This window comes from Ruegeria sp. AD6 (assembly GCF_056542325.1).
Genome location: NZ_JBQFZQ010000009.1, coordinates 109,405 through 132,269 on the forward strand (window position 1 = coordinate 109,405; position 22,865 = coordinate 132,269).

20 protein-coding genes are annotated in these 22,865 nt (G+C 58.5%); 12 read left to right on the forward strand and 8 right to left on the reverse strand.

The genetic code is table 11. The features are described from left to right. Positions 1-13: 13 nt before the first annotated feature. From tdh to ACR0KJ_RS16740, 3 genes are all read right to left on the reverse strand, one after another. Positions 14-1,042, reverse strand: a complete 1,029-nt coding sequence (gene tdh / locus ACR0KJ_RS16730; protein WP_480627214.1) for an L-threonine 3-dehydrogenase — start codon at positions 1,040-1,042, stop codon at positions 14-16. Between the two features lie 14 nt (positions 1,043-1,056). Continuing rightward, positions 1,057-2,241, reverse strand: coding sequence for a glycine C-acetyltransferase (locus ACR0KJ_RS16735; RefSeq protein WP_170455743.1), 1,185 nt, complete (start codon positions 2,239-2,241; stop codon positions 1,057-1,059). 111 nt (positions 2,242-2,352) lie between these two features. Beyond that, on the reverse strand, positions 2,353-2,916 hold the full coding sequence (locus tag ACR0KJ_RS16740; RefSeq protein WP_170634446.1) for an XRE family transcriptional regulator: 564 nt from the start codon (positions 2,914-2,916) through the stop codon (positions 2,353-2,355). A 117-nt stretch (positions 2,917-3,033) separates the two neighbouring features. On the opposite strand from ACR0KJ_RS16740, the gene ACR0KJ_RS16745 reads away from it, so the two are divergent. Next, positions 3,034-4,209, forward strand: coding sequence for an acetyl-CoA C-acyltransferase family protein (locus ACR0KJ_RS16745; RefSeq protein WP_170455739.1), 1,176 nt, complete (start codon positions 3,034-3,036; stop codon positions 4,207-4,209). A 97-nt stretch (positions 4,210-4,306) separates the two neighbouring features. On the opposite strand, the gene ubiB is transcribed toward ACR0KJ_RS16745, so the two are convergent. Then, complete coding sequence (ubiB, locus tag ACR0KJ_RS16750; protein WP_170455737.1) at positions 4,307-5,836, reverse strand: 2-polyprenylphenol 6-hydroxylase; 1,530 nt, start codon at positions 5,834-5,836, stop codon at positions 4,307-4,309. Further along, entirely contained in the window at positions 5,836-6,588 is a 753-nt protein-coding gene (ubiE, locus tag ACR0KJ_RS16755) for a bifunctional demethylmenaquinone methyltransferase/2-methoxy-6-polyprenyl-1,4-benzoquinol methylase UbiE (RefSeq protein ID WP_170524361.1), read from the reverse strand. Before ubiE ends, ubiB begins: the two co-directional genes overlap by 1 nt. An 86-nt stretch (positions 6,589-6,674) precedes the next feature. On the opposite strand from ubiE, the gene mutM reads away from it, so the two are divergent. The 6 genes from mutM (at position 6,675) to recF (ending at position 13,312) form a co-directional block, all read left to right on the forward strand. Beyond that, positions 6,675-7,526 carry a bifunctional DNA-formamidopyrimidine glycosylase/DNA-(apurinic or apyrimidinic site) lyase gene (gene mutM / locus ACR0KJ_RS16760; RefSeq protein WP_480627201.1) on the forward strand — a complete coding sequence of 284 codons (852 nt, stop codon included), beginning with the start codon at positions 6,675-6,677 and terminating at the stop codon, positions 7,524-7,526. A gap of 66 nt (positions 7,527-7,592) precedes the next feature. Next, positions 7,593-8,369, forward strand: a complete 777-nt coding sequence (locus tag ACR0KJ_RS16765) for an enoyl-CoA hydratase (RefSeq protein WP_170455731.1) — start codon at positions 7,593-7,595, stop codon at positions 8,367-8,369. A gap of 228 nt (positions 8,370-8,597) precedes the next feature. Further along, entirely contained in the window at positions 8,598-8,861 is a 264-nt protein-coding gene (rpsT, locus tag ACR0KJ_RS16770; RefSeq protein ID WP_039541017.1) for a 30S ribosomal protein S20, read from the forward strand. Positions 8,862-9,418: 557 nt separating this feature from the next. Beyond that, positions 9,419-10,807 carry a chromosomal replication initiator protein DnaA gene (gene dnaA / locus ACR0KJ_RS16775; protein WP_480627202.1) on the forward strand — a complete coding sequence of 463 codons (1,389 nt, stop codon included), beginning with the start codon at positions 9,419-9,421 and terminating at the stop codon, positions 10,805-10,807. A gap of 229 nt (positions 10,808-11,036) precedes the next feature. Further along, entirely contained in the window at positions 11,037-12,158 is a 1,122-nt protein-coding gene (gene dnaN / locus ACR0KJ_RS16780; protein WP_170455727.1) for a DNA polymerase III subunit beta, read from the forward strand. Positions 12,159-12,217: 59 nt separating this feature from the next. After that, positions 12,218-13,312 carry a DNA replication/repair protein RecF gene (gene recF, locus ACR0KJ_RS16785; protein ID WP_170624737.1) on the forward strand — a complete coding sequence of 365 codons (1,095 nt, stop codon included), beginning with the start codon at positions 12,218-12,220 and terminating at the stop codon, positions 13,310-13,312. On the opposite strand, the gene ACR0KJ_RS16790 is transcribed toward recF, so the two are convergent. Next, positions 13,309-13,875: a carboxymuconolactone decarboxylase family protein gene (locus ACR0KJ_RS16790; protein WP_480627203.1), complete on the reverse strand. Its 567-nt coding sequence runs from the start codon at positions 13,873-13,875 to the stop codon at positions 13,309-13,311. The genes recF and ACR0KJ_RS16790 overlap by 4 nt on opposite strands. Positions 13,876-13,975: 100 nt before the next feature. On the opposite strand from ACR0KJ_RS16790, the gene ACR0KJ_RS16795 reads away from it, so the two are divergent. Beyond that, positions 13,976-14,548 (forward strand): TetR/AcrR family transcriptional regulator, encoded by a 573-nt coding sequence (locus ACR0KJ_RS16795; protein WP_170524373.1) that lies wholly within the window; start codon positions 13,976-13,978, stop codon positions 14,546-14,548. A gap of 102 nt (positions 14,549-14,650) precedes the next feature. Then, positions 14,651-17,068: a DNA topoisomerase (ATP-hydrolyzing) subunit B gene (gyrB, locus tag ACR0KJ_RS16800; RefSeq protein WP_480627204.1), complete on the forward strand. Its 2,418-nt coding sequence runs from the start codon at positions 14,651-14,653 to the stop codon at positions 17,066-17,068. A gap of 68 nt (positions 17,069-17,136) precedes the next feature. On the opposite strand, the gene ACR0KJ_RS16805 is transcribed toward gyrB, so the two are convergent. Further along, positions 17,137-18,072: a LysR family transcriptional regulator gene (locus tag ACR0KJ_RS16805; RefSeq protein WP_480627205.1), complete on the reverse strand. Its 936-nt coding sequence runs from the start codon at positions 18,070-18,072 to the stop codon at positions 17,137-17,139. A 30-nt stretch (positions 18,073-18,102) separates the two neighbouring features. On the opposite strand from ACR0KJ_RS16805, the gene ACR0KJ_RS16810 reads away from it, so the two are divergent. From ACR0KJ_RS16810 to ACR0KJ_RS16820, 3 genes are all read left to right on the forward strand, one after another. Next, positions 18,103-18,543, forward strand: coding sequence for a DoxX family protein (locus ACR0KJ_RS16810; protein ID WP_480627206.1), 441 nt, complete (start codon positions 18,103-18,105; stop codon positions 18,541-18,543). Positions 18,544-18,572: 29 nt separating this feature from the next. Further along, the gene (locus tag ACR0KJ_RS16815) at positions 18,573-19,361 is read left to right on the forward strand and encodes a nuclear transport factor 2 family protein (protein WP_480627207.1); all 789 of its coding nucleotides are present in this window, start codon (positions 18,573-18,575) and stop codon (positions 19,359-19,361) included. Positions 19,362-19,532: 171 nt separating this feature from the next. Beyond that, positions 19,533-20,033, forward strand: coding sequence for a hypothetical protein (locus ACR0KJ_RS16820; RefSeq protein WP_480627208.1), 501 nt, complete (start codon positions 19,533-19,535; stop codon positions 20,031-20,033). 11 nt (positions 20,034-20,044) lie between these two features. Here ACR0KJ_RS16820 and ACR0KJ_RS16825 read toward each other — a convergent pair whose 3' ends face one another. Then, positions 20,045-22,756 carry an AsmA family protein gene (locus ACR0KJ_RS16825; RefSeq protein ID WP_480627209.1) on the reverse strand — a complete coding sequence of 904 codons (2,712 nt, stop codon included), beginning with the start codon at positions 22,754-22,756 and terminating at the stop codon, positions 20,045-20,047. Positions 22,757-22,865: the final 109 nt, after the last annotated feature.

Here is a 22,865-nt window from a genome sequence, read left to right on the forward strand (position 1 = left end):
TGAGGCCAGAGCGTCAGGTCCAGTCCAGCACCACCTTGCCCGATTGGCCGGATTTCATTGCGGCAAAGCCTTCGGCAAAATCATCGACCTTCATCTGGTGCGTGATGACGCGGCTGACATCCAGACCGTTCTGCAACATGGCGATCATCTTGTACCAGGTCTCGAACATCTCGCGCCCGTAGACGCCCTTGATGGTGATGGCCTTGAACACGATCCGGGACCAGTCCACGGGGGATTTGCCGGGCGGGATGCCCAGCAGGGCGATCTTGCCGCCCATCACCAGCGCCTCGACCATCTGGTCCAGCGCGGCTTGCGAGCCGGACATTTCAAGACCCACGTCAAACCCCTGCGCCATGCCAAGCTCCGTGATGACGTCCTCCAGATCCTCCTTGGAAACATCGACGGGGCGCACGGTTGGCACCACATGCTCGGCCAGTTTCAGGCGGTCGGGGTTGATGTCAGTAATTACCACGTGCCGCGCGCCCGCATGGCGGGCAACGGCGGCGGCCATGATGCCGATGGGGCCTGCGCCAGTAATCAGCACATCCTCGCCCAGCAGATCGAAGCTGAGCGCGGTGTGTACGGCGTTGCCGAGCGGGTCGAGGATCGCCCCGATCTCGTCCGGTACATCGTCGGGCAGGGGGACCACGTTGAAGGCGGGCAGTTTCAGGTACTGCGCAAAGGCCCCCTGTTCGTTCACCCCAATGCCCCGCGTGCCGGGGTCGAGGTGGAACTTGCCCGCGCGGCTTTGGCGGCTGTCGGTGGTGATCAGGTGCCCTTCGCCCGAGCAGCGCTGACCGATCTCAAGCCCGGTCACGTTGCCGCCCATCTCGACGATCTCACCGGCAAATTCGTGGCCGGTGATCATCGGGATCGGCACCGTGGCGCCGGCCCAGTCGTCCCAGTTCCAGATATGGATATCGGTGCCGCAGATGCCGGTCTTGTTGACGCGGATCAGAACCTCGTCGGGGCCAATCTCAGGCACCGGGGCCTGCACCATCCACAACCCTTCCCCGGGTTTGGACTTTTCCAGTGCTTTCATTGTGTTGGGGCGCATCAAATCACCCCCAGTTCTTTGCCGACCTTGCCGAAGGCGGCCAAGGCGCGATCCAGATCGCCCTTGGTTAGAGCCGCATTCATCTGCGTCCTGATCCGCGCCTGCCCACGCGGGACAACGGGGAAAAAGAAGCCCGAGACATAGACGCCCTGGTCAAACAGGCGCGATGCCATCTCTTGCGCCAGCGTTGCCTCACCCAGCATCACCGGGATGATCGGGTGTTCGCCGGGCAGCAGATCGAAACCCAGTTTCTCCAGCCCCGCGCGCCAGTATTTCGCGTTGCCAAACAGTTGCTTGCGCAGCATGTCGCCCTGTTCGACCAGACGGATGGCCTCAAGCCCGGCAGCGACGATCGAAGGCGGCAGCGAGTTAGAGAACAGATAGGGCCGCGCCCGCTGCCGCAGCAGGTCGATCACCGGCTGCGGCCCAGCGATATAACCGCCGATTGCCCCCCCAAGTGCCTTGCCCAATGTTCCCGTCAGAATATCCACATCGACGCCGAAATGGTCCGGTGTTCCGGCCCCGTTCGGCCCCATGAAGCCGGTGGCGTGGCAGTCATCGACCATGACAATTGCGTCGTATTTATCGGCCAGTTCACGGATCTTCGGCAGGTTGGCCAGATAGCCATCCATCGAAAACACACCGTCAGTAGCGATCATGATATGCCGCGCCCCGTCCGTGCGCGCCTGTTTCAGCCAGGCTTCGAGGTCGTTCATGTCATTGTTCAGATAGCGATAGCGTTTCGCCTTGCACAGGCGCACCCCGTCGATGATCGAGGCATGGTTCAGGCTGTCTGAAATAATCGCGTCTTCAGGCCCTAACAAAGGCTCAAACAGCCCTCCGTTCGCGTCAAAGCAGGCGGCGAACAGGATCGCATCGTCCTTGTTTAGGAACTGCGCCAGCTTCTGTTCCAACTCACGGTGAATGTCCTGCGTACCGCAGATGAACCGGACCGAGGCCATGCCGAACCCTTTCGGCCCCATCGCGCCCTGGGCGGCCTCGATCAGCGCGGGGTGATCGGCCAGACCCAGATAATTGTTGGCGCACAGGTTGATGACCTGTTTGTCGCCCACAGTAATCTCACCGCCCTGAGGCGAGGTGATCATGCGCTCGCGCTTATACAGGCCTTCCGCTTCGATCTGCGCGAGGGTGTCCGTGATATGGGACAGGAATGCATCTGCCATGGCGGCCTCCGTTCAACCTGAGTCGCATATCTAACATAACGGAGGAATTTCCCAAATAGGGGAATTACAGTATGAAGGAAAAAAATCCGTGAAGGCGGAAATTTGCCGGTTTCAAGCGTTCTTTACGATCAGGAAGACCCGGGCCGGTGCGCTGGCCGAGATGGAATGGGCGATATCTGCCGCATAGCGGGCAGTGTCGCCCTGTCTCAGCTCGGTTACGGCGCTGCCCGAGGTGACTTTGACCGCGCCGTCCAGCACGGTCAGTTGTTCACGCGCGCCGCGTGCGTGGGGCTGGCTGTTCAGCGCGCCGCCTGCGTCGAACTGAATGTCATAGACCTCGTGCCCGCCGGCCTCTTCTGGCGGGGACAGGATGCGGATACGGCAGTTCTGGCCCATATTGTCGATGCTGGGCACCTCGGATTTCCTGAGCACTTCGATCTGGTCGGCGGTCTTGGTCCCCTCCAAAAGACCGGCGAAATCCACCTGCAGCGCGCGGGTCAGATTCCACAGGGTCGAGATCGTGGGGCTGCTTTCGCCCCGTTCGATTTGGCTGACCATGGATCGCGAGACGCCGCTGAGATTGGCGACCGCTTCCAGCGACAGGCCCTTGGCCCGGCGCGCCTCTTTCAACCGCGCGGGCAGCAGGTTCAGGATATCGTCTGTGTTTTCCGTCATGACGGAATCCTTGCGGGTTGAGCGGACAGATGTCAATTCCGGCCGTGACGGGACGTCCTGCGCGACAGTATCTTTCTGCATGTGCATACTGCAGCCAAAATTCAGCAGGAGAGATCCATGACCGATATCGTAATCCTTGATGGTGCCCGCACCGCAATTGGCACCTTTGGCGGCGCCCTGGCCTCGACCGCGCCGATCGATCTGGCGACCGTGGCGACCGAGGCCGCGCTGGAGCGTTCGGGCGTCGAGGGTGCCCAGATCGGCAACGTGGTGTTTGGTCATGTGATCAACACCGAGCCGCGGGATATGTACCTGTCGCGCGTCGCAGCGATGCAGGCCGGTATTCCGAATGGCACACCTGCGATGAACGTGAACCGTCTGTGCGGGTCCGGCGCGCAGGCGATTGTTTCGGCGGTTCAGTCGCTGATGCTGGGCGATGCCGAATTTGCCGTCGCGGGCGGGGCCGAAAGCATGTCGCGCAGCCCGTATATCGTGCCGCAGGCGCGCTGGGGCGCGAAGATGGGCGACATTTCCTCGCAAGACATGATGCTGGGCGCGCTGAACTGCCCGTTTGGCACCGGCCATATGGGTGTGACGGCCGAGAACGTGGCTGACGAACATCAGATCAGCCGCGAGCAGATGGATGAGTTCGCCATGGCCAGCCAAACCCGCGCGGCAGCGGCGATTGAGGCGGGTCTGTTCGACAGCCAGATCGCCCCGGTGCAGGTGAAGGTCAAGCGCGACATGGTTGACTTCAAGGTGGACGAGCACCCCAAGGCGACCTCGCTTGAGGTGCTGGCCGGGCTGCGTCCGGTGTTCAAGAAGGATGGACGGGTGACGGCGGGCAACGCCTCGGGCATCAATGACGGTGCGGCGGCGATGGTGCTGGCGACGGCGGATGCGGCTGAAAAGGCCGGTCTGAAGCCCAAAGCCCGCGTGTTGGGTTACGCCCATGCTGGCGTTCGCCCCGAAGTGATGGGCATCGGTCCGGTTCCGGCGGTTCAGAACCTGCTGAAAAAAACCGGTCTGTCGGCAGAGGATTTCGACGTCATCGAAAGCAACGAGGCGTTTGCTTCGCAGGCGCTGGCCGTCAATCAGGAGCTTGGGCTGGACGCGTCGAAGGTGAACCCCAATGGCGGCGCAATTGCGCTGGGTCACCCGGTGGGTGCAACCGGTGCGATTATCACTCTGAAGGCGCTTTATGAGCTGGAGCGCACTGGTGGTTCCAAAGGTCTGATCACCATGTGCATTGGTGGTGGTCAGGGGATCGCCATCGCCATCAAGCGGCTTTGATCTGAAGCCGGGCAGGGGGGGCTGTCTGCCCCCCATCGCGCCCTGGCGCGATTCCCCCCGAGGATATTTCTGGCCAGATGAAGCGGGCGGGTTGGGTTTAGCTGAGCGCGTTGAGCAGTAAGACAAGCGCCACGCCTGCTGCAGCGCCAATGGTGGCGGGCAGGGCGGCGGACCAAAGCGGCGATTTTTGGGGTTCGTCTTTTTGCGTCTGGGCGATCAGGGCGTTTTCGACCAGTGATGGCAGGCGCGGGCCGAACCGGGCCAGCACCATTGCCGTCTTGCCGAAATCGCGCAAGGCGGCGCGGGGGCCGATGGATTGCTTGATGTAATCCTCGACCACGGGACGGGCGGTTTCCCAGATGTTCATATGCGGGTCCAGTGAGCGGGCCACGCCCTCAACGACGACCATGGTGCGCTGCAGCAAGATCAGTTCGGTCCGGGTTTCCATGCCGAAGCGCTCGGTGACTTCGAACAGGTAGTTCAGCAGGCGGCCCATTGATATGTGCGAGGCGTCCATGCCGAAGATCGGTTCACCCACCGCGCGCAGGGCGCGGGCGAATTCATCGACATCCCGGTCGGCGGGGACGTATCCGGCCTCGAAATGGACCTCGGCCACGCGTTTATAGTCGCGGCGGATGAAGCCAAAGAGGATCTCGGCATAGACCCGGCGGGTATATTCGTCGATATGGCCCATGATGCCGTAGTCATAGGCGATGATGTCCCCGTTTGCGGCGACCTTCAGGTTTCCCTGATGCATATCAGCATGAAAAAACCCGTCGCGCAGGGCGTGCAATAGGAACATTCGCAGTACACGTTCCGCCAAATCGCGACGGTTATGGCCTGCGGCGTCCAGCGCGTCGTTGTCGCCCAGCGGGATGCCATCCGCCCAGCTGAGTGTCATCACGCGCCGCGCCGAGAGCGACCATACCACGGGGGGCAGCCAGAAGCCCGCGTCGTCTTTGGTGTTGGCCGCGTATTCCGAGGCGGCGGCGCTTTCCAGACGCAGGTCCAGTTCCCCGCGTACCACGCCGTCGAAATGTTCGATGACCTCCATGGGCCGCAGGCGGCGCGCGCCGGGGGCGAACAATTGCACAATGCGGGCGGCGAAATAGAAGGCGTCCACATCCTTGCGGAAGGCGCGCTCGATCCCCGGGCGCAGGACCTTGACGGCGACGTCTTCGCCGGTGCTGACCAGCTTGGCCTTGTGGACCTGCGCGATGGAGGCGGCAGCGATCGGCTCGCTGAAATCGCTGAATATCTCGGCGACGGGCTGGCCCAGTTCCTTTTCAACCTCGGCCAAAGCCTCGGATTTGGAAAAGGGCGGTAGCTTGTCCTGAAGAACGCGCAACTGAGCGGCCAGTTCATTGCCCACAACATCGGGTCGGGTGGACAAGACCTGCCCGAACTTGATGTAGGCCGGACCCAAGGCGGTAAGGGCGCGGGTTGCGGGCGGCATGTCGGGATCGCCCTTGTAGCCCAGCCACTGGAAGGGTTTGCCCAAAGCATGGGCGACGAAACGCAGCGATTTGGGCGCCTCGAACGCATCCAGCACCACGTTCATGGCGCCTGTGCGCTCGAGCGTGGCGCCTGTACGGATCAGGCGTATAATGTTGTGAGGGCCGCGCATTAAATCTTCCAGCCGGAATGCAGCGCGGCGATGCCCATGCTGAGGTTGCGGTACTTGGCGTTTTCGAAACCGGCCGTGCGGACCATGGTCAAGAAGGTGTCCTGATCAGGGAATTTGCGGATCGATTCCACCAGATACTGATAGCTGTCATAGTCGTTTGCGATCAGCTTCCCCATGCGCGGGATGACGTTGAAACTGTAGAGGTCATACAGCTTCTGCAGCCCGTCATTGGGCAACTGGCTGAACTCCAGCACCATCAGGCGACCGCCGGGTTTCAGCACCCGGAACGCCTCGTTCAGGGCCTCTTGCGGGCGGGTGACGTTTCGGATGCCGAATGAGATGGTGTAGACGTCAAAGGTGTTGTTTTCGAACGGCAGGGCCATCGCATCGCCCACCACCCAGTTCAGACTGTCTGACATCTGATCGGCCTCGGCACGTTGGCGGCCTTCGACCAGCATCGGTTCGGTCAGGTCCAGAACGGTGGCGTGGCCGTGGCCCGCGCGCTTCAGGAACCGGAAGGAAATATCGCCGGTGCCGCCCGCCACATCCAGCAGCCGCTGACCGGGGCGCGGGGCCAGCCAGTCCATCATCGCGTCTTTCCAGACCCGGTGAATGCCCATCGACATGACATCGTTCATCACATCGTATTTCGAGGCGACCGAGTTGAACACGCCCTGTACGCGCCCGGCCTTGTCAGCCTCGCGCACGGTTTCGAACCCGAAATGAGTGGTCTTGTCGTTGGTGTCGGACATTTGCCTTGCCGTTCGTCGAATTTCGCCTCTGTTATAGGGCCATAAGAAGCGGGCACAATGCGGCCCTTTGGAATAGGAGCCATCTAATGCCCGAATTGCCCGAGGTCGAGACAGTAAGACGCGGCCTGAGCCCTGCAATGGAAGGGGTGGTGATCGAGCGCGCGGATGTAAACCGACCCGATCTGCGCTGGCCTTTCCCGGATCGGATGGCCGAACGGCTGACCGGGCAGCGGGTAGAGCGGTTGCGGCGGCGGTCGAAATACATTCTGGCCGATCTCAGCAGCGGTGAGACGTTGCTTATTCACTTGGGTATGTCAGGGCGGATGACGGTTTCGGGCGATCCGCTGGGGCAGTTTGTGCATGACCATCCTGCGGCGCAAAAACACGACCATGTTGTATTTCACATGGCCAACGGTGCGCGCGTCACCTTCAACGACCCGCGCCGGTTCGGGGCGATGGACCTGCTGCCGACGGCCACCGCCGAGGCACATAAGCTGCTGGCGGTTCTGGGGCCGGAACCGTTGGGGAATGATTTCCACGAACAGCACCTGATCGACGCGTTCAGGGGCAAGAACACACCTGTGAAATCCGCCCTGCTGGACCAGGGAATCGTTGCTGGGTTGGGGAATATTTACGTCTGCGAGGCTTTGTATCGCGGAAAGGTGTCGCCACGTCGCAAAGCGGGGCAAATTTCTTCGGCACGTGTCTCGGGTCTTGTGCCGATCATCCGGCAGGTGTTGCAGGACGCCATAGACGCAGGCGGATCCTCGCTGCGCGATTTCCGCCAAGCCGATGGAGAACTTGGATATTTTCAGCGCAGCTTTGATGTCTACGGGCGCGAAGGCGAACCCTGCCGGACCGAAGGGTGTAGCGCCCGGATCAAGAGAATCACCCAGTCCGGTCGCTCATCTTTCTATTGCGCGCAATGCCAAAGATAACTTGATCCAGCTTTTGCGCGTGATAATGACTCGTATCTGAACGGAACAACCGGAAGCTTTCACCTCATGGCTTTTGAGACGATCATCGTCGAAATCGAAGACCACGTCGCCCTTATCAAGCTCAACCGACCGGACGCGATGAACGCGCTGAACACTCAGTTGCTGGGTGAGTTGTGCGATGCACTGGAAGACGCTGACCGCAACGACAAAGTGCGCTGCATCGTGATCACCGGCTCGGACAAAGCCTTTGCCGCCGGTGCGGACATCAAGGAAATGTCCGAGATGAGCTTTGTCGATGTGTTCAACACCAATCTGTTTGCTGACGCCAACGACCGCGTCACAGCCATCCGCAAGCCAATCATCGCCGCCGTTGCGGGATATGCGTTGGGCGGGGGCTGCGAACTGGCGATGATGTGTGACTTCATCATTGCCGCCGATACCGCCAAATTCGGCCAGCCCGAGATCAATCTGGGCGTCATCGCAGGCTTGGGGGGCACGCAGCGTCTGACCCGCTTTGTGGGTAAGTCGAAAGCGATGGACATGAACCTGACCGGCCGCTTCATGGACGCCGAAGAGGCCGAGCGCGCAGGTCTTGTCAGCCGTGTGGTTCAGGCCAAGAAGCTGATTGAAGAGGCTGTGGGCGCAGCCCAGAAGATTGCCGAGAAATCGCAGCTGACCGCGATTGCCGCCAAGGAAGCGGTGAACCGCAGCTATGAATTGCCGCTGAACGAAGGGATGCTGTTCGAGCGTCGCGTCTTCCACTCGATGTTTGCGACCGAAGACCAGAAAGAGGGCATGGCCGCCTTCCTGGAAAAACGCGCAGCCCAGTTCCGCGACAAGTAAACCAGCGGAGCATTCGAAACAGGCGGGCCCGGCCCGCCTTTTTTCATGGCCGCTATGCGCCGGTAAAGAATCGGCTTGGCAAAGACCGCAAACTTGGATAACTAGCGCCGCTATACATGCGCGTGCGGCCCGCTTGGCCCGACTCACACTCGTGATTTCTGATCCGGTGCGGATATATCCGTGGCGCGCAACCCAAGATAACCGTACCGAACAAAGGTCAAGAAACACATGGCTAACTCGCCCCAGGCAAAGAAGCGCGCACGTCAGAACGAAAAGCGTTTCGCCGTTAACAAAGCGCGTCGTTCGCGCATCCGCACCTACCTGCGCAAAGTTGAAGAAGCGATCGCATCCGGCGACAAGGACGCGGCCACCGCAGCCCTACGCGCCGCTCAGCCCGAGCTGATGCGCGGTGTCACCAAAGGCGTCTTCCACAAGAACACCGCAGCCCGCAAAATGTCGCGCCTGTCGGCCCGCGTCAAAGCACTGGGTTAAGCTTTTTGGGTGACCTAGGGTCATGTCAGAAAGGCTGAACTAAATTGAAAGGCGTCGCGGTCAGCGGCGCCTTTTTCACGTGTTGCCGGAATACCGCGCCCTCACGAAACCGAGAGATTCTTTCGGCCAAAGAGCCGAGTCAATATCAGAGTTTCGTTGCCGCGACCCATTTCATCTTGCTACCACTGTTACAGCGATTCACTCGCTTGGGGGGACAGGCTGTTTCCTCGGTCAGACTGACGGGCATCAGGATGATTGAGGAGCTAGCGTCGTTGACCGGCCTTGGCCGGGCTGCCGATCTGCCATGGATCTCGGGATAACCGCTGATCCGGGCCCTGTCTAAAAAAATGTGTTTGCGATGTGCCACCTGGTTTGCCGGACGCTGTTGTTTTGTTTGGCGTCTGAACCTGGCAGTACTGACATTCGGGCGAATAACCCGCCGGACTACTCGGTCCGGCGCACCGTATCCCTGTGCGTGTGTTTTCGTAATCCGGGTTACCGGATCCGTATGAATAAGGCCGACAGGCCAATAAAGAATGGGATGCGTGAGGCGCTTGATGACACAAGAGAAATGGGGACTACTGCGTAATAAATTGCTTAAGGTGATTGGCCGGAACAACTACACGACCTGGATCGAACCGCTGGAGTTCGAAGAGCTGCAGGACGGTGTGGCGGTGTTTTCCGTGCCGACAAACTTTATGGGCAATTACGTAAGCCAAAACTTTGCCGACCTCATTTTGTATGAACTGAACACGTCGGGCGAATCCGTGCAGCGCCTGGATTTCCGTGTTGCCGCAAATACGCCGGCGCGCCCCAATCCCGTTGCGCGCCCTCAGGCCGATCCCGAGCCTGTGGCAGAAGCGCCTGCTGCCAGATCAGATGTTGCGCAGGAGGCCTTGGATTCCCTTCAGGCCGCACCGCTGGATGCGCGCTTTACTTTTGACAGCTTTGTCGTCGGCAAGCCGAACGAATTGGCCCATGCCGCTGCGCGCCGCGTCTCGGAGGGCGGGCCGGTGACGTTCAACCCGCTGGTCCTGTATGGGGGTGTCGGTCTGGGTAAGACGCACCTGATGCACGCCATTGCGTGGGAGTTGAAAACCAAGCATCCCGAACTGAATGTGCTGTACCTGTCGGCGGAACAGTTCATGTACCGCTTTGTTCAGGCCCTGCGCGAGCGTCGGATGATGGATTTCAAACATCTGTTCCGTTCGGTCGATGTGCTGATGGTCGATGACGTGCAGTTCATCGCCGGGAAGGATTCGACGCAGGAGGAATTCTTCCACACATTCAATGCGCTGGTCGATCAGAACAAGCAGATCATCATCTCGGCCGACCGCGCCCCCGGTGAAATCAAGGATATGGAAGAGCGCGTGAAGTCGCGCCTGCAATGTGGTCTGGTCGTTGATCTGCACCCGACCGATTATGAACTGCGTCTGGGCATCCTGCAGAACAAGGTGCAGCAGCATATCAGCACCTATCCGGATCTGGTTATCGCGGATGGCGTGCTTGAATTCCTCGCCCATCGCATCTCGACCAATGTTCGGGTGCTGGAAGGCGCGTTGACGCGTCTCTTTGCCTTCGCCTCGCTGGTCGGGCGTGAGATCGATATGGAATTGACGCAGGATTGTCTGGCCGATGTGCTGCGCGCATCGGAGCGCAAGATCACCGTCGAAGAGATTCAGCGCAAAGTCTCGGATTATTACAACATTCGTCTGTCCGACATCATCGGTCCGAAACGCCTGCGGTCTTACGCGCGTCCGCGTCAGGTGGCGATGTATCTGTGCAAGCAGCTGACCAGCCGGTCCCTGCCCGAGATCGGGCGCCGCTTTGGCGGGCGCGACCACACCACGGTCATGCATGGTGTCAAACGCATCGAAGAGCTGAAAGTGACGGATGGCCAGATCGCGGAAGACGTGGAAATGCTGCGTCGCGCGCTGGAAGCCTGAGGTTTACCCCTAAAACCACTCAGAGACGCCTCGGGACTTGGGTTCCGGGGCGTTTTCTTGTGCGCAATTGTCCACGGTCGCGGATGAACTGTGTCCACAGCACAACGCGCCCCTTGACCGAATGGGTTTTCCAACCCAGAAATCCGTAAAAAATCCTTGTGCCTCAGGGCTGAACCGCTAACGTGCCAGTCCCGCCCATTTCGGCACTTAAGTCAGAGGAATTGAGGGTATGAAGATCAGCATCGAACGCGGCACCCTTCTCAAGGCCGTTTCGCAGGCCCAATCGGTTGTCGAACGTCGCAACACAATTCCGATCCTGGCCAATGTGCTGATCGAGGCCGAAGGCGATCAGGTTCAGTTCCGCGCCACCGATCTGGATATCGAAGTGGTCGACAAGGCTCCGGCGCAGGTCGAGAAGGCCGGGGCGACCACAGTGGCGGCCACAACGCTGCATGAGATTGTGCGCAAACTGCCTGACGGGGCGCTGGTGACACTGACGGCGGACAGCGCTGCGGGCCGTTTGACGGTTGAGGCGGGTCGCTCGAATTTCTCGCTGGCGACATTGCCGAAAGAGGATTTCCCGGTGATGGCGTCCTCGGAATATCAATCGAACTTTACGGCCTCGGCGGCGCTGCTGCGGCGGCTGTTCGACAAATCTAAATTTGCGATCTCGACGGAAGAGACGCGCTATTACCTGAACGGCGTTTACATGCATGTCACGGATGGCTCCGACGGCAGCAAGGTGTTGCGCTGCGTGGCTACCGATGGTCACCGACTGGCGCGGATCGACGCGGATTGTCCGGATGGGGCGGCGGACATGCCCGGCGTGATCGTGCCGCGCAAGACCGTGGGTGAGTTGCGCAAACTGCTGGACGATGACGAGATGGACATCGCCGTGTCGGTCAGCGAAACCAAGGTGCGTTTTGCGACGCCCGACATCACGTTGACCTCAAAGGTCATTGACGGCACCTTCCCCGACTACACCCGCGTTATTCCGCAGGGCAATACTCGCAAATTGGAAGTGGACGCGGCTGAATTCGCTCAGGCCGTGGATCGGGTGGCAACGGTTTCATCCGAACGCTCGCGCGCGGTGAAGCTGCAATTGGACGGTGACAAACTGGTGCTGTCGGTCAATGCCCCGGACAGCGGCGCGGCCGAAGAAGAACTGGCCGTGGCCTATGGCGATGAGCGGTTGGAGATCGGATTCAACGCGAAATATCTGTTGGAGATTGCGTCTCAGGTCGATCGTGAGAATGCAGTGTTCCTGTTCAATTCTGCCGGTGATCCGACCCTGATGCGTGAAGGCAATGATCAAAGCGCGGTTTACGTTGTCATGCCGATGCGCGTCTGATCGCGCTGGCGCGCGATGCCTCCGGCGGAGGTATTTTTGAACAGAAGAAGGGAGGGGTCATGGGATTGGCCCTGACCGAGCTTACGGTCTCGCATTTTCGGTCTCACAAGCTGGCGCGGTTGTCTTTGGATGGGCGGCCTGTGGCGATTCATGGGCCGAACGGGGCCGGGAAGACCAACATTCTGGAAGCGGTGTCCCTGTTTTCGCCTGGGCGCGGGATGCGGCGGGCGAGCGCGGCCGAGATGACGCGGCGGCCCGAGGCGCTGGGCTGGAAGCTGTCCGGGCTGTTGCAGGCGCAGGGGCAACGCTACGAGATCGAGACCTGGTCCGAGGGTGGCGCGGCGCGGCAGGTTCGGATTGATGGCAAGGCGGCGAGTCAGATTGATCTGAGCAAGCTGGCGCGGGTTGTCTGGCTGATCCCCTCGATGGATCGGCTGTGGATCGAGGGGGCCGAGGGGCGGCGGCGGTTTCTGGACCGGATCGCGCTGAGTTTTGATCCCTCGCATGCTGAGGCATCCCTGACTTATGAAAAATCCATGCGGGAACGGAATCGCCTGCTGAAAGAGCAGGTGCGCGATGCCCATTGGTACGCCGCGCTGGAAGGACAGATGGCCGAAACCGGGTATCGCATTCACGCAGCGCGGTTGGCGGCGCTGGATCATCTGCGCGTGGCGCAGGACCAGGCAGAGACGGCGTTTCCGTCGGCTGATCTGGAATTGGTGCAGACCGAAGGTGCGATGCCAGATACAGCAGACGACCTGCGAGAGGCGCTCAACGAAAGCCGGTTTCGCGATCTGGCGGCGGGGCGGACTTTGGTGGGGCCTCACCGGTCTGATCTGTACGGAGTGTTTGCGGCCAAGGGCGTGCCGGCCAAGGATTGCTCGACTGGTGAACAGAAGGCGTTGCTTGTCTCGCTGATCCTGTCGAATGCGCGGGCGCTGGCCGGGATGGTCGGGGCCCCGCCCATTGTGTTGCTGGATGAGGTGGCCGCGCATCTGGACGCGGATCGACGGGCGGCGCTGTATGATGAGATTTGCGCGCTGGGGGCTCAGGCCTGGATGACGGGCACCGGGCCTGAACTGTTTGCGGAATTGGGGGACCGGGCCCAGACGCTGGTTGTCACCGAAGGCGACGCGGGCTCGGTCGTCGTTTAGGCGGGTTCGCTGACTTTACGTTCCCACAGGAAGCCGCGCATCACTTCGTCGACCGGTGTTTGTGCCATGTGGTTGACGTAGTTCGACATGGTTTTCTGCGCCAGACCCAGAACCACGTCCAGAACCGCGCGGTGCGAGTAACCTGCGTCAAAGAATGCCTGCATCTGTGCGTTGGTGACGTTGCCGCGGGTTTCCATCATCTGCAGGGTGAAGCTGCGCAGCGCCTCAAGCTTGGCCGATGGCAGCGGGGTTTCGTTGCGCAGCGCCTCGGTGATCTCATCCGAGACCTTCATCATCTTGGCAATGCCTGTATGGGCCGGGACGCAGTAATGGCACTCGTTCTCCACATTGATGGTCTGCCAGACCACGGTTTTCTCGTCATTGTCGAAATCGGTCTGCATGAACAGGTGATGCAGAACCTGATAGCCTTCCAGATGTTGCGGGCTTTCAGACATCACCTTGTGCAGGCCCGGCAGACGACCAAAGACAGCCTGCGACTTTTCCAGCAGTGGTTTGGACCCTTCCGGGGCGGTTTCGAGGTCATGAGAGGGGAAGTTTGCCATGTCAAAACTCCTGTTTCTGGCGCGATAAGGCAGAAATAGGGTTTCTTGAGCAATCACTCAAGTATATATTTGAGCAATCGTTCAAGAAATGGTGAAGAGAATGCCAAGAAAACCCGGATATGACCGAGACGCGCTGATCGCGCAGGCCAGGGATATGTTCTGGCGTCAGGGATGGGCGGGGACCTCGCTGAAAGATCTTGAGCGTGAATTGAAGCTGAAACCCGGCAGTTTCTATGCAGCCTTTGGGTCGAAAGACGCGCTGTATGCGCTGGCATTGAAGCGCTACACGCAGGACGGCATCGCGCGGCTTGAGGTGCTGGCTGAGGAGCTTGGGCCAAAAGGCGCGCTGAAGGCGCAGCCGTTTCGGGTGATCGAGGCGGCGGATATGCCAGCCAAAGCCTGCATGCTGGCCAAAACCTATGCCGAGTTGCAGGCGAAGGATCACGATTTGGCGGATCGGGCAGGTGCCTATATGGCCGAGATGAAAGCATGTTTTGCCGCCCTGTTTCGGCGCGCGCAAATGGACGAGGAGATCGGGCCCGAGCATGATCCCGAACGGTTGGCCGCGCGCTACCAATCCGACCTTTTGGGGCTGCGTCTGTCAGCTGAGCGCAGAGACGTGGACGCCGCTGCTATCGCCTCGGATATCGCGGCTGATCTGGACAGGCTTTGACCTTTCGCGATCGGCAGCGAATGGCACAAAATGTGGGGGTAGCGCGTGACAATCCCCACCAGAAAACGTATAAGTTATCAAAATAATATAGGTACTGACTGAATGTCCGAAGACGCACAGGCACCACAGGAATACGGCGCGGATTCCATCAAGGTTCTCAAAGGGTTAGAAGCTGTTCGCAAGCGTCCCGGTATGTATATCGGGGACACGGATGATGGCTCGGGTCTGCACCACATGGTGTATGAGGTTGTCGACAATGGGATCGATGAGGCTCTGGCCGGTCATGCCGACCATGTGACGGTGAAAATCCACGCCGATTCCAGCGTCTCGGTCAGTGATAACGGACGCGGAATTCCGGTGGATATCCACCCCGAGGAGGGTGTGTCTGCTGCGGAAGTCATCATGACGCAGCTGCATGCTGGCGGGAAGTTCGACAGCAACTCGTACAAGGTGTCGGGCGGGTTGCATGGCGTGGGCGTTTCGGTCGTGAATGCGCTGTCAGATTGGCTGGAATTGCGCATCTGGCGCGCCGGTAAAGAACATGTCGCGCGATTTGAAGGCGGCGAGACGGCAGAACATTTGAAGGTCGTCGGCGAATGCGGTGATCGTACCGGGACCGAGGTGCGGTTTCTGGCCTCGACCAACACGTTCTCGAACCTGGAATACTCGTTTGAGACGCTGGAAAAACGCCTGCGCGAACTGGCCTTCCTGAACTCGGGCGTGCGCATCATTCTGATCGACGAACGCCCGGCGGAACGGCTGGAAACCGAGCTGTTCTATGAGGGCGGCGTCAAGGAGTTCGTCAAATACCTCGACCGGTCCAAGACGGCGGCGATGCCCGAACCGATCTATATCAAGGGTGAGCGCGATGACATTGGCGTGGAAATCGCCATGTGGTGGAATGACAGCTACCACGAGACGGTGCTGCCCTTCACCAACAACATCCCGCAGCGCGATGGCGGCACCCATGTGGCGGGTTTCCGCGGCGCGCTGACGCGCACGATCAACAACTATGCGCAGTCCAGCGGGATCGCGAAGAAGGAAAAGGTCAGCTTTACTGGCGATGACGCGCGCGAGGGCCTGACCTGTGTGCTGTCGGTCAAGGTGCCCGACCCGAAATTCTCATCCCAGACCAAGGACAAGCTGGTCAGTTCCGAAGTGCGCCCGGCGGTCGAAGGTCTGATGAACGAAAAACTGGCCGAGTGGTTCGAGGAAAACCCGAACGAGGCCAAAACCATCGTCGGCAAGATCATCGAGGCCGCGCTGGCCCGAGAGGCGGCGCGCAAAGCCCGCGAACTGACCCGCCGCAAGACGGCGATGGACGTGAACTATCTGGCTGGGAAGCTGAAGGATTGCTCCGAAAAAGACCCGTCCAAGACCGAAGTCTTCCTCGTCGAGGGGGACTCGGCAGGTGGCTCTGCCCAGACTGGCCGGGATCGACTGACACAGGCGGTTCTGCCTCTGCGCGGGAAGATCCTGAACGTCGAACGGGCGCGGTTTGACCGGATGCTGTCGTCTCAGGAAATCGGCAATCTGGTGATGGCACTGGGCACCGGCATTGGCCGGGATGAGTTCAACATCGAAAAGCTGCGCTACCACAAGATCGTCATCATGACCGACGCGGATGTGGACGGCGCGCATATCCGGACGCTGCTGCTGACCTTCTTCTACCGGCAGATGCCGGAACTGATCGAAGGCGGATATCTTTATATCGCGCAGCCGCCGCTCTATAAAGTTTCGCGCGGCAAGTCCGAGGTGTATCTGAAAGATCAGGCGGCGCTGGATGATTACCTGATCAATCAGGGGGTTGAGGGCGCGGTGCTGAAACTCGGCTCGGGCGAGGAAATCATCGGTCAGGACCTGACCCGCGTGGTCGACGAGGCGCGGCAGTTGAAGCGCGTGCTGGACGCCTTCCCGACGCATTACCCGCGCCACATTCTGGAACAAGCCGCCGTTGCCGGGGCCTTTGTGCCGGGCGCGGTGGATGCCGATCTGCAGGGCGTCGCCGACAAGGTCGCCGCCCGTCTCGACCTGATCGCGCTGGAATACGAGCGCGGCTGGCAGGGCCGGATCACCCAGGATCACGGCATCCGTCTGGCCCGCATCCTGCGCGGCGTCGAAGAGGTCCGCACGCTGGACGGCCCCATGCTGCGCTCGGGCGAGGCGCGCAAGACCGGCAGCTTCACCCAAAGCCTGCAAGAGGTCTACAACACCCCAGCCACCCTGATCCGCCGCGACCGGATGCAAGCCATCCACGGGCCCCTGGACCTGCTGCGCGCGATTCTGGAAGAGGGCGAAAAGGGCCTGTCGCTGCAACGCTACAAAGGTCTGGGCGAAATGAACCCCGACCAGCTATGGGAAACCACACTGGATCCGGATGCACGTACCCTGCTGCAAGTGCGCGTGGACGACATGGTCGAGGCAGACGACCTGTTCACCAAGCTGATGGGCGACGTGGTCGAACCCCGCCGAGAGTTCATCCAGCAAAACGCGCTGAGCGTTGAGAATTTGGATTTCTGAGGCGTTGTAGGGAACCTCAAAAACCGACAGCGTGAGCGATGCTGAAAAGCTCTCCGGTTTTCTGGCCGCTAAACATCCAGCTGGCTACGGATCCAGCTGAGAAGGGGGGATCGCGCGTCTCGCTCATGCCAAATCGCACGGATTCCCAATTCCGGCAGGGGAAAAGGGCAATCACGCGTGATTAGATTTCCGTTGATGGTGGCGGCTTGGGCGAGCGTCTCCGGTACAAAAGCGATTAGATTTGTTCCTTCCAGGAAGGCCGGTTGCAGATGCAGACTATCTGTCACCAGCCCAACCTGGCGTGGGGGCAAACCCTGATCCTTGCCAAAAAGGTGAACTGGGTCATCTTGTTTGGCCATGACGCTCAGCCGGACATGTGGATATAGAAAGACCGTCTCGGCATTCCAGCTTTTCAACGCTGGGTGGGTTCGGTCCAATAGGCACACAAGGCGCTCGCGCAGTAGCAGCTTTTGAAGAAACTTCGGATTTGCCTGAAGTCCTGCGCCAATGATCAAGTCGGCATCCCCAGAATCGAGCATCTGGTAGCTGTGATCTGAATAGCTGTGAACTTCGAACACGATCCCTGGTGCTTGCTCTCGAATACGCCGAACAGCGTTTGCAAGGAAACTGGTGGCAATAAAATCATGGGCATGAATTCGAATAGTTGCGCTTGCGTTTTCAGGTGAGAATGTAACCGGTGCGGTCAGTACGCTGATCTCAGAAAGGATCGTGTTCAACCGCGCAGCAAGGCCCAGAGTGCGCGCTGTTGGCACCATTTCGCGCCCTTGCTTGACGAACAGAGGGTCGTCAAACAGGCGGCGCAATCTTGCCAGAGTATGACTCATGGCAGGTTGTGTTACGTTCATTCGCTGCGCAGCCCGCCCGACATGCCGCTCCGAGATGAGGGCTTGCAGAGATTTCAGTAGATTGAGGTCAATTCCATCAATTTCATTCATGTTAAGAAGAAGTAGTGATAATTTCCAATCATGTCCATTGAGTGCCATTTCCCTCTCGACCACCAGAGGAACGGATAGATGAATATTCTGATCACAGGGGCCAGCAGCGGCTTCGGAAAAGAAATGGCCATCAGACTTGCGGGCGAAGGCCAGACTGTGTTTGTCGGATTGCTGTCCGTCTTCTTCCTCTTCGCAAGCTCGATCAAGATCTTCGGCTGGCAGAAGTTCATATTTGAAACCCAATTGGCGATGTTCATCAAGTACGGGTTGAACCGGCAGATCATGGCCCTGGTTGGCGTGGTTGAATTGTTTGGTGCAATCGCGATCTGGTTTCAGGGATCCTGGGTCGGAACCTTGGGCGCGTTGGCAATTCTTGGCACGTCCATCGGCGCCATTGGGTGTCATCTGATCTGGGACACCTGGAAAGAAGGCGTTCCTGCCATGGTCACAGGCACCTTGTCCGCTATCGTAGCCTGGTCTGGCCGTGACGCGTTGTTGAGCATTTTAGGTATTGGCTAAAACCAAACTGTGAAACGGGAGTACATATCGTGACTGACAGTATCCGCGTGGCAAATGCCAAGGGCCTTTATCTGGAAGGCATTCGTGATGGCAAGATGGTCGATGCGCTCGATAAATATACCGGGGATCGCTACACGCAACACTCAACGGGTGTACGTGATGGTAAACAAGGTTTCATCGAGTTCTTCACACCTTTTCTTGAGCGGAATCCGGTGCGCGACATTCAGGTTCTGCGCACCATCGAGGATGGGAATTTCGTCTTCGTTCATGTGTATCAAAGCCTCAACAACGGTGAAGCCCAGTGGGTAACGGCCGATATCTTTGATACCGACGACGACGGTAAAATCGTCGAGCATTGGGATGTGATTGCCGCGTATAAATGGCCAACCGTCTCGGGCCGCAGCATGGTGGATGGCCCAACCGAAATCGAAGATCTCGATCTCACCGAAGCCAACAAGACCGTGGTGCAAGGGTTCATCGACAATGTCCTGATGGCCGGACGCACCGATCTTGTGAATGACTACATATCGACCGACCAATACGATCAGCACAATCCAGACATAGCCGACGGATTGGAAGCTTTCTCCAAGTATCTTGGAGAGGTGACGAATGGTGGAAAAACCGCGCAATACATCAAAGTTCACCGACTACTCGGCCAAGGAAATTTTGTGATTGCCTTTAGCCATGTAAATCAAGACGAGGACGATTGGGCCGTCTTTGACTTGTTCCGGCTCAAAGGTGGAAAGATCGTCGAACATTGGGATGTTCAGGAACAGATTGGCCCGAAAGAGACTTGGAACAACTCTGGCAAATTCTAGAGGAGTAGAGCGTCATATTTTCTTTGGCCGAGGCCGAAGATTATTGCCTCTTCAGGGCTAGGGCGCGTTGATTTCGGTTCAACATTCCAGAAATTGAATGGTTGTATTTGAATAACCCCGCGCGATACTCTGAACGCAGCTTATACTTTCGAAACTGGAGTGGAGTATCGAATGAAGAAGTTGGCGCTGACAGCAATAGCATTGATCTCCACTGGCGCGGTGTGGGCCGCCGGTATGGAACGGTGGGGTGAATCCGGCGACTGGACAATCCTGATTGATCCCGAAAAGGGCAACGGCTGTCTTGCGTGGAAACCGTTTGAAAATGACATGACCGTTGAAATTGGCGCGGCACCCAATCAGGCCGGTGGCTTTTTTGCCGCCTTTAATCCGGCCTGGGTTCAAATCGAGGATGGTGCGACAGGGGTCGTACAGTTCGACTTTGGTGATGCGAAATTCGAAGGTGAAGCGGTTGGTGTCTTCAAGAATGGCGTGCCCGGTGGCTACGCCTTTTTTGACAACCCGGCATTTGTAACCGAGTTTGGAAAACGCCAAAGTGTTACGATCATTGGTGAAAGTGGGGCCGAGGTGGAGCTTGATCTCAGCGGATCTGCCAAAGCCATTGAGGCCGTTCTGGCGTGTCAGGCCGTACAGCCGGAGCCGCTGAAGAACTAGGACGCGCCCGATTATTCCAATTGATTGATGTCTGGCACACATGGCTGCCTTTCGGCAGGCATTTCATCAGCACCGCCCGGAGCCTTGTTTCTGGACCCGCCCACATCCAGCTTGAATTTTGGCGACGAAAGCGGGCCAGTCACATCAAAGGGCCAGGCGCTTCGGGAAAGGGGTTTACCCACGCGCCGCGGCTCCGCTCGTATTGCTATCGTATCGTTCAGCCAGTCCACTTGCCCCCTTGCAACCAATTGAACTGATCCCGTTTCAATGACGATGGAGTTTGAGCTGACCCGCCCGGCCTGGATATCAACCGGGGCGACCACGCACGTGATGTCGGTGTAGCCTTGTCTGAATTCTTCTGAAAACAGCCACGGGAAAATACCCAGCCCGGCCAGTTCCAGTAGACTGGTACTAATGTAACCTTGCGACATCGACAAAGACGCATTGCCGCGCATCGAGTTGACGAAGGCCTTGCCCGAGGCGGTACTGCCAGAAACGTTGAACTCACCGCTCAATCGCCCATAGGCATCAATACCTATGCCCAATTCATCAAGGATCTCACCGAATTCCCATCCCGAGGTCGATCCTGACAAGGAAAGCCAATCAGGTGAGTCAATCAGATCCATGACTGCACGCAGGCTGAAGTTTCCGCCACCATAAGCCATCTGGAGCGGGCCGAAATCCACGGTTCCTTCTTTGGCAGACAATTGGCTTGAAACAGATGTAACGCCTTGCTGGCCTACAATCTCTTTGAATTCGATCAGCACCTCGACGTCAGCTTCTCGCAGCACGCGCTGCACATCCAGAAGATCGGCAGGTTTCCCTTTTTCTTTTGGCAACACCAAGGGCTGGACATTTGTCTCCTTCGGTAGAACCAAGGGTTGAACCTCGGTTTCAGGTTTTTGCGAGGCCTCGCCTACCAGGCCCTTCAGTTGGTCCAGTACGGCGGTGAGGGTCTTCAGGTCGTTGAGATCGAGCCTCTCGCTCGTAATGTTGCCCCGAACGACGGATGCACCTTCGGGAAACCGCGCATCCAAAGCGGCAAGAAGATGCGAAGACCCGGCTTCGAACTCGATTGCGGCATCAAAGTCTTCGCCCTGCCTGGAGGTTTCAGCATCGATCGCCAGAGCGCCGATTTCGACAGGTTGCAAGTTGAGCGCGGTCAGAAACTGCGCACCGTCGTCGACATCCAGTTCCACGTCAAAATCAAGACCAGCGAGCCCTTTGAGCTCGTTAACTGATAGCGCAAGATCCAGCGCCCAGAGATCGGTGTCGTAAGTGGTCGCGTTAAACCTGTTGAGTGAAACCGGCCCGCCCGCATTGGATATGTTGAAATCGGCTTTGATGCCGCCGAATTGGTAAACATAGTCTTCTTCGAGGTTGGGAAAAATCAACTTGGCAGGCCCGTTCAACACACCATCGAATGTTACGTCCTGAAGCTGAAGCAGGTCGAGGATTTCACCTTCGGCTTTGAGGACCGGTTCCTCAATTGGCCCGGCTTGCAAGGCAATTCCCAGCATGGCGAGCCGGCCGTCCGGCATGCGGCGAATGCTTTCGATTGAAGCTGGGCCGATTACGTCCAGCCCTTGGTCAAACGCATTGGTCTGGAACAGCAACTTCTCGAATTCGAAGGAAGCCAGCGATCCGACCATATGCATTTCAAAGCCTGTGAATTTCAGCTCCTGAATACTCTTTGCTGCTGGCGGCGGCTGCCCTTCCGGATGAAGCCGTGCGTTGAAAAGCAGATCGACGCCCTGAGCGGTGTAGAGGTCTTCAATGGAACCCTCAGCTTCAAGTTTCTGCCCATCCTCAAGGCTTACGGTGCTTGTAAACGCTTCGATCTTCAGGGCGTCCTGAGACACGAGTTCAGCTTGCAACTGGCCATTGCCTTCCAAAACCCGTTCCAATCCAATGACATCCAGAAAATCACCGAATTCTCCGGTGTCCATCTCTAAGACTGCGCGATAGCCGCCACCTTCGTCTTCCGCCAATGGCTCGCCGTCGTAGCTTACGGTCATTTCGCCAAAGCTGGCGCGCGTCGTAAATGGCGCGTCATGGGGGTAGTCGCCTTCGATTTCGAAACCCTGACCGTTGACGGAGCCGGAACCAGAGACCTTTGACCGTTGTCCACTATCTACTTGTTCGAGCGCGAGGGACTGAAGGTCAAACACAAACGAGAAGCCCGAGACCTTGTCATCGATGTTTAACCCGATTGATGTGAAACGGACGTTCTTGTCGCTCAGGAAGTTCAGGATTCCACTGCCTTCTGTGTCACTCTCACTGGCACTATCAGCGCTGGCGACGTCTTTTTGATCCTCCGCTGATACAGGTTCCTCGGACGCGGGCTTGGGTGTTGGATTGCCTTTTCGCCAGCTTGTTGTGCCGTCTGCGGCTGTAAGAATATTCGCCTGCAGGCCTTCCACGACCAGATTGTCAAAATGCAGACGCCCATTGGTCAAAGCGGCAATGTCCAGCTCCAATTCCAGCAGGTTCAATTCAACAAAGGGTGAGTCCGGCATTGTCAGGCTCGGGATGACCACACCACCGACGTAAATGTGACTAATGCGGCCAAGCGCGACGCTTACATCATCGTTTACCAAAAGGGATCGACCAATTTGTTCCGAAAGAACTCTTTCTACAAGGTCACGCCGCATGTCCGAAAACATCGGAGCAGCAAGCAATAACCAAACAAATGCGACTGCTGCGAATGCAAGTAATGCCACAAGCCCAATTATTCTAAATAGCCAAACCCTCATACACTCCCCTATCGCCGCTTTTACCGTTCAGTCTCTCATGCAGATATTCCGCCCACCAAACTGAACGCCCGTTCTG

Coding starts and splice junctions, on each gene's coding strand:
- tdh (WP_480627214.1), bottom strand. CDS start 1,042: ATGAAAGCACTGGAAAAGTCCAAACCCGGGGAAGGGTTGTGGATGGTG.
- ACR0KJ_RS16735 (WP_170455743.1), bottom strand. CDS start 2,241: ATGGCAGATGCATTCCTGTCCCATATCACGGACACCCTCGCGCAGATC.
- ACR0KJ_RS16740 (WP_170634446.1), bottom strand. CDS start 2,916: ATGACGGAAAACACAGACGATATCCTGAACCTGCTGCCCGCGCGGTTG.
- ACR0KJ_RS16745 (WP_170455739.1), top strand. CDS start 3,034: ATGACCGATATCGTAATCCTTGATGGTGCCCGCACCGCAATTGGCACC.
- ubiB (WP_170455737.1), bottom strand. CDS start 5,836: ATGCGCGGCCCTCACAACATTATACGCCTGATCCGTACAGGCGCCACG.
- ubiE (WP_170524361.1), bottom strand. CDS start 6,588: ATGTCCGACACCAACGACAAGACCACTCATTTCGGGTTCGAAACCGTG.
- mutM (WP_480627201.1), top strand. CDS start 6,675: ATGCCCGAATTGCCCGAGGTCGAGACAGTAAGACGCGGCCTGAGCCCT.
- ACR0KJ_RS16765 (WP_170455731.1), top strand. CDS start 7,593: ATGGCTTTTGAGACGATCATCGTCGAAATCGAAGACCACGTCGCCCTT.
- rpsT (WP_039541017.1), top strand. CDS start 8,598: ATGGCTAACTCGCCCCAGGCAAAGAAGCGCGCACGTCAGAACGAAAAG.
- dnaA (WP_480627202.1), top strand. CDS start 9,419: ATGACACAAGAGAAATGGGGACTACTGCGTAATAAATTGCTTAAGGTG.
- dnaN (WP_170455727.1), top strand. CDS start 11,037: ATGAAGATCAGCATCGAACGCGGCACCCTTCTCAAGGCCGTTTCGCAG.
- recF (WP_170624737.1), top strand. CDS start 12,218: ATGGGATTGGCCCTGACCGAGCTTACGGTCTCGCATTTTCGGTCTCAC.
- ACR0KJ_RS16790 (WP_480627203.1), bottom strand. CDS start 13,875: ATGGCAAACTTCCCCTCTCATGACCTCGAAACCGCCCCGGAAGGGTCC.
- ACR0KJ_RS16795 (WP_170524373.1), top strand. CDS start 13,976: ATGCCAAGAAAACCCGGATATGACCGAGACGCGCTGATCGCGCAGGCC.
- gyrB (WP_480627204.1), top strand. CDS start 14,651: ATGTCCGAAGACGCACAGGCACCACAGGAATACGGCGCGGATTCCATC.
- ACR0KJ_RS16805 (WP_480627205.1), bottom strand. CDS start 18,072: ATGGCACTCAATGGACATGATTGGAAATTATCACTACTTCTTCTTAAC.
- ACR0KJ_RS16810 (WP_480627206.1), top strand. CDS start 18,103: ATGAATATTCTGATCACAGGGGCCAGCAGCGGCTTCGGAAAAGAAATG.
- ACR0KJ_RS16820 (WP_480627208.1), top strand. CDS start 19,533: ATGAAGAAGTTGGCGCTGACAGCAATAGCATTGATCTCCACTGGCGCG.